This window comes from Bartonella sp. AC62GZZY (genome assembly GCF_042196525.1).
Lineage (GTDB): Bacteria > Pseudomonadota > Alphaproteobacteria > Rhizobiales > Rhizobiaceae > Bartonella.
This window is the reverse complement of record NZ_JBHIQN010000025.1, coordinates 2,925-8,039: the sequence shown is the minus strand read 5'-3', so window position 1 is coordinate 8,039 and position 5,115 is coordinate 2,925. Positions and strand designations below refer to the sequence as shown.

General features: G+C 45.5%; 2 tRNA genes and 2 rRNA genes. All 4 read right to left on the bottom strand.

The window, feature by feature from the left end:
* Window positions 1–1,375: 1,375 nt before the first annotated feature.
* Window positions 1,376–1,452, bottom strand: a tRNA-Met gene (locus tag ACFIML_RS08545).
* A 107-nt stretch (window positions 1,453–1,559) separates the two neighbouring features.
* A 5S ribosomal RNA gene (rrf, locus tag ACFIML_RS08540) occupies window positions 1,560–1,674 on the bottom strand.
* 68 nt (window positions 1,675–1,742) lie between these two features.
* Window positions 1,743–4,553, bottom strand: a 23S ribosomal RNA gene (locus ACFIML_RS08535).
* 461 nt (window positions 4,554–5,014) lie between these two features.
* Window positions 5,015–5,090: transfer RNA gene (locus ACFIML_RS08530), tRNA-Ala, on the bottom strand.
* Between the last annotated feature and the right edge of the window lie 25 nt (window positions 5,091–5,115).

The following is a 5,115-nucleotide window of genomic DNA, read 5'->3' as shown; positions in this document are numbered from 1 at the left end:
CCACTGCCAGTTTCCGTTCAAACATCAAGACCAATGGCTGCAAAAGCAAAAAGCTGCCCCTTTTTTTCTCACGGCATACTTTCTCCCTCATTACGCTGGTTTCTAAAAAAGATCGCAAAAATCATTAATTCTTTAAAGAACATGTCACCCTAGAAACGGTAAATGGGGCTAGAGCAGATGTCCAAGAGATAATGTGAGATGTCTCTTTCAAAACAGATAGTCCATTGCGCCAAGGATAGGGATATGTAACTTTTAGAGTTTTTTCTCTTAAGGTTGCTTTATGTATGTTAGGATAGTGTAAAAAGCTGTTATTTCTCTATCTAAGCCGTAAAGCACTGCCCCTACAGATCATAGGCATAGGCTCAGTACCCCAAAAGCTTTCCCCAAAAGCTTTCTAAGTAAAAATCCGCCTTAGTATTTAGGGATATAGATAGTTTAGGTGGTCAAGGAATTATGTGCAATTTTTTGTTACAAAAAGTTAGCAGATTGTTTTAAGGATGAAGATATATAGGCACACATAGGACAAAGGGAGGGATATCGTAAAAGAGAGAGAAGCTGAGCTTAGATTTAGTTTTTGAGGAGTGTTTCTGTGTGTGAATTACATACACCTCTACGCTCTTTTTTCTAGTTGTTTCAGAGGGCATAATGTTTAGCGGAGTGTCCCCTATTTCTGCATTGCGTTTTTTTACGCAGGGCAGAGTTGCGAGTGCTCCTATATCTCCTCAGCATAACTCTACGGGTATTTACGCGCTCGTACGTTTTTTCCTTTTTCCATAGCGTTTTCGATTATGTCTCTGTTACGTGAGAAGAGTTTCGAGTGATTAGCATTTCACTCCATGCGTTTACACGCTACGACACGTTTCCGCCTGCTTTTATTTTCAGAGATTGATGCTATTTTTATTTTCCAGTATTAAGAAGAGCTTTTAGATTTATCGTTTTAGAGAGAAGAAAGCATTCTCTGCCTATCTCTGCTTCATTAGTAGCATACCCCTTATGAGTCCTATTGCGTTCTTTTAGGGCTGAGAAGAGATCCGATCCAGCCCCAAAGCCGCTCCATAGGTCTTTTTTTGGCATGATTTGTTATCACGGTGTGTTGAGAGAGAGCTTTTGTTATTTTTTTGAACTTTAGAAGAGTAAAATGAGATGTTTTTTTTGATACAAGGTCTCGTTTATCTATGATATTTCATTGACGCCTTTAGAATGTTTGCAATGTAAAGAGACAATAGTATGGATTTTTTTAATTTTATAAGCTTTTTTAATTAGGCTTATTGAGCAGATTATTCTCTGCGTTTGGCATATTTCTGTTTAGATTGAGAAGAGTCAAGTTACTATTACGGGAATGCTAGGGAATATTATAGGGTTAACTATTAAGAAGTGGTTGCGGGGGCAGGATTTGAACCTGCGGCCTTCAGGTTATGAGCCTGACGAGCTACCGGGCTGCTCCACCCCGCGTTATATATTTTAAGACAAGATTTTTTTATTGTCTACTCTCAGTATTGAGCCTTGATATTTATCGTTATATTTTTATTTTGAATTGTTATCTATCATGCCTTTAGCAGACCTGGCGGCGACTTACTCTCCCGTGCCTTAAGGCAAAGTACCATCAGCGCTGGAGCGTTTCACGGCCGAGTTCGGGATGGGATCGGGTGCGTTCACTCCGCCATAACCACCAAGTCAGCAAAAAGCATGAATGATGAGAAGCTGGAATTTTTATATTTAAAGAAAGAATATGGGAAATGAGAACGATCAAGTCGATCGAACGATTAGTATCAGTAAGCTTCATGTGTTACCACACTTCCACACCTGACCTATCAACGTGGTAGTCTACCACGGTTCTCAGGGAATACTTGTTTTCAGGTGAGTTTCCCGCTTAGATGCCTTCAGCGGTTATCTCGTCCGTATATAGCTACCCTGCTATGCGGCTGGCGCCACAACAGGTCCACCAGAGATACGTCCATCCCGGTCCTCTCGTACTAGGGACAGGTCCTGTCAATATTCCAACACCCACGGCAGATAGGGACCGAACTGTCTCACGACGTTCTGAACCCAACTCACGTACCGCTTTAAATGGCGAACAGCCATACCCTTGGGACCTGCTCCAGCCCCAGGATGCGATGAGTCGACATCGAGGTGCCAAACAACCCCGTCGATATGGACTCTTGGGGGTCATCAGCCTGTTATCCCCGGCGTACCTTTTATCCGTTGAGCGATGGCCCTTCCACACGGGACCACCGGATCACTATGACCGTCTTTCGACTCTGCTCGACTTGTCAGTCTCACAGTCAGGCAGGCTTATGCCATTGCACTCAACAAACGATTTCCGACCGTTTTGAGCCTACCATCGCGCGCCTCCGTTACTCTTTAGGAGGCGACCGCCCCAGTCAAACTACCCACCATACACGGTCCCGAATCCGGATAACGGACTGCGGTTAGACATCCATATCGGTAAGGGTGGTATTTCAAGGATGACTCCACAAAGGCTAGCGCCCCTGCTTCAAAGTCTACCACCTATCCTACACATACAGACACAAATGCCAGTGTAAAGCTATAGTAAAGGTGCACGGGGTCTTTCCGTCTAACCGCAGGAACCCCGCATCTTCACGGGGAATTCAATTTCACTGAGTCTACGTTGGAGACAGCGGGGAAGTCGTTACGCCATTCGTGCAGGTCGGAACTTACCCGACAAGGAATTTCGCTACCTTAGGACCGTTATAGTTACGGCCGCCGTTTACTGGGGCTTCAATTCAATGCTTGCACATCTCCTCTTAACCTTCCAGCACCGGGCAGGCGTCAGACCCTATACGTCGTCTTGCGACTTCGCAGAGCCCTGTGTTTTTGGTAAACAGTCGCTACCCCCTGGTTTGTGCCACCCTCTAACGGTTGCCCGCTAAAGGGTCACGCTTCTTCCGAAGTTACGCGTGCAATTTGCCGAGTTCCTTCAACGTAGTTCTCTCAAGCGCCTTAGTATTCTCTACCAGTCCACCTGTGTCGGTTTGGGGTACGGTCTATATGTGGGAGCTATTTCCTGGAACTGCTTCACTGCAAGATCAATCCAATAAGATCTTACAATATACGCAATCCGTCACTACCCACAGGTCCACGAATATTAACGTGGTTCCCATCGACTACGCCTTTCGGCCTCGCCTTAGGGGCCGACTCACCCTGCTCAGATTAACTTTAAGCAGGAACCCTTGGACTTTCGGCGAGGGAGTCTCTCACTCCCTTTATCGTTACTCATGTCAGCATTCTCACTTCCGATACCTCCAGGAGCTCTCACGAGTCTCCCTTCACAGGCTTACGGAACGCTCCGCTACCACTTACTCCAAAAGGAGTAAATCCACAGCTTCGGTGTATGGCTTTAGCCCCGTTACATTTTCGGCGCAGGGACCCTTATTTAGACCAGTGAGCTGTTACGCTTTCTTTAAATGGTGGCTGCTTCTAAGCCAACATCCTGGTTGTTTTGGGATCCTCACATCCTTTCCCACTTAGCCATAACTTGGGGACCTTAGATGGTGGTCAGGGTTGTTTCCCTCTCCACGACGGACGTTAGCACCCGCCGTGTGTCTGCTAGTTAGTTCTTCCAGGTATTCGGAGTTTGGTTAGGTTTGGTAATCCGGTGAGGACCCCTAGCCCATCCAGTGCTCTACCCCCTGGAGAATTCGACTAACGCTCTACCTAAATAGATTTCGCGGAGAACCAGCTATTTCCGAGTTTGATTGGCCTTTCACCCCTAGCCACAAGTCATCCCAATCTATTGCAACAGATACGGGTTCGGCCCTTCAGTAAGTGTTACCTTACCTTCAGCCTGCTCATGGCTAGATCACTCGGTTTCGGGTCTAATCCAACGAACTGAACGCCCTATTCAGACTCGCTTTCGCTACGCCTACACCTACCGGCTTAAGCTTGCTCGTTAGACTAAGTCGCTGACCCATTATACAAAAGGTACGCCGTCACCCAGAACGAATCTTGGGCTCCGACTGTTTGTAGGCATTCGGTTTCAGGTACTATTTCACTCCCCTTGTCGGGGTACTTTTCACCTTTCCCTCACGGTACTGGTGCGCTATCGGTCATGCACGAGTACTTAGGCTTGGATCGTGGTCGACCCATGTTCAGACAGGATTTCACGTGTCCCGCCCTACTCTAGGACTTAAATCAGATTTACGTATACGGGACTATCACCCTCTTTGGTACGACTTTCCAGTCGTTTCTACTTTTCTTAATTCAAGCCACTGGCCTGGTCCGCGTTCGCTCGCCACTACTAACGGAGTCTCGTTTGATGTCCTTTCCTACAGGTACTTAGATGTTTCAGTTCCCTGCGTTTGCTTCTTACACCCTATTTTATTCAGGTGTAGATACCTTTATCTGACGACTAGAAAACTAAACTGTTTTAAAAAACAGCTTAATTTTTCTAGCCATCAAAGGTGGGTTGCCCCATTCGGAAATCTACGGATCAAAGGGTATTCGCACCTCCCCGTAGCTTATCGCAGCGTATCACGTCCTTCATCGCCTGTGCATGCCAAGGCATCCACCAAATGCCCTTAAGACACTTGATCGTTCTCATTGCCAATATTCATTCACGGTTTGTCTGCTTCTCTTTATCTTGTGCAAAATAAAGCGCAAAACAAACCAAATATCAGCAGAAAAGACCAGCTTCTCGAGATATATTCAATGGCGCGGTTAAGCTTCCAATCATAAGCAAGGGTTTTGAGCATTCCCTTGCGACACATGTCTCTTTTTCTAAATTAAGATTTCCTTCTAAATTAAGATTTCCTCTTCGGAAGAAAGGTTTTTCTTTCAAGATCTTTTTTAAAATCTGTTTTCCAAAACCTTTTTTCGACAACAAGCATTTTCCCAAGAAAGTATTTTTCTTAACAAAAAACTTGCACCTCAGAAGGAACCTTAAAAAGGAACATGTCTGAATATATCTTCTCTTCACAATTTCAATAGAACAAGCAAAAGGCTAAAAACCTCTTACTAAACCGTGTTCTTACAACATGATGATGACCGATTAAAGTGGTGGAGCCGGACGGGATCGAACCGACGACCCCCTGCTTGCAAAGCAGGTGCTCTCCCAGCTGAGCTACGGCCCCTAAAACAATATAACGCCTTCGAAAC